The following is a 1,167-nucleotide window of genomic DNA, read 5'->3' on the forward strand; positions in this document are numbered from 1 at the left end:
GCTTTTATCGAAAATTGGATTAACAATTACCCTAAAAAATGCTTGGACTACAAGTCGCCGAGTGAATTTCTTATGGGTGGCTAATTTCAACTTGAAATTTGGGGAATCTTTTTTTAACCAAATTTCACTTTGATTTTACTTTTTAGGGGTGAAAATATAGTATAATAGTTACTATGAGAAATTTGAGAATTAGAAAAAGTCGTGTCGTTTTGTGGGGAGTACTGCTGGTTTTTGCGGCTAGTGTTGGAGCGAGTTTTTATTTCTTCCACGTAGCGCAAATTCGTGAAGAAAAGTCTTTTATCAACAACAATGGGCGTTCAAAAGACAATCCCTTGTATCAATATGAGCAAGAATTTGACCAATTGCCAAAAGAAACGCTTTGGATGACCAATCAAGGGCTCAAGCAAGATGCTTGGTATTTACCTGCTAAAACACAAACGGATAAGACAGTTATCGTTGTGCATGGGTTTACCAATGATAAAGAGGATATGAAGCCTTATGCGTGGATGTTTCATGAGTTGGGCTACAACGTTCTGATGCCTGATAATATGTCACATGGGGACAGTGAGGGGCGTATTATTGGTTATGGTTGGAATGACCGCCTAAACGTCATCAAGTGGGCTGATTTACTGGTAGAGAAAAACCCCAATTCTCAGATTACCTTGTTTGGTGTGTCAATGGGAGCAGCGACTGTGATGATGGCTTCTGGAGAAGAAAGCTTGCCAAAACAAGTCGTTGGTATTATTGAAGATTGCGGCTACAGCAGCGTTTGGGATGAATTGAAATACCAAGCTAAAGAAATGTACAATTTACCGGCATTTCCGATTTTGTATGAGGTTTCTGCCTTGTCGAAATTGCGAGCTGGATTCTCTTATGGTGAAGCAAGTAGTGTTAACCAGCTGAAGAAAAACACATTGCCTGTTTTGTTCATCCATGGTAGTCAAGATGATTTTGTTCCAACTAGCATGGTTTACAAAAATTATCAAGCCACTAAAGGACCAAAAGAATTGTATATTGTCAAAGGAGCTAAGCATGCCAACTCTTTTGAAACTGATCCGAAAGGCTACATGGAAAAAATAGGCCAAATTTCAAGTTCAAATTAGCCAGCCTGTAAAAACTCTTTAGGAGATTTATAATTGAATAGTTTCTTTGGATAGTTGTTAATCC

Annotated in this window: 1 protein-coding gene; it reads left to right on the forward strand. The window is 38.4% G+C overall.

The window, feature by feature from the left end:
- Positions 1-173 precede the first annotated feature (173 nt).
- Entirely contained in the window at positions 174-1,103 is a 930-nt protein-coding gene (locus ACFORE_RS00575; RefSeq protein ID WP_380434895.1) for an alpha/beta hydrolase, read from the forward strand.
- Positions 1,104-1,167: the final 64 nt, after the last annotated feature.

It is taken from the genome of Streptococcus alactolyticus, from assembly GCF_042649785.1.
Taxonomy (GTDB): Bacteria; Bacillota; Bacilli; order Lactobacillales; family Streptococcaceae; genus Streptococcus; species Streptococcus alactolyticus.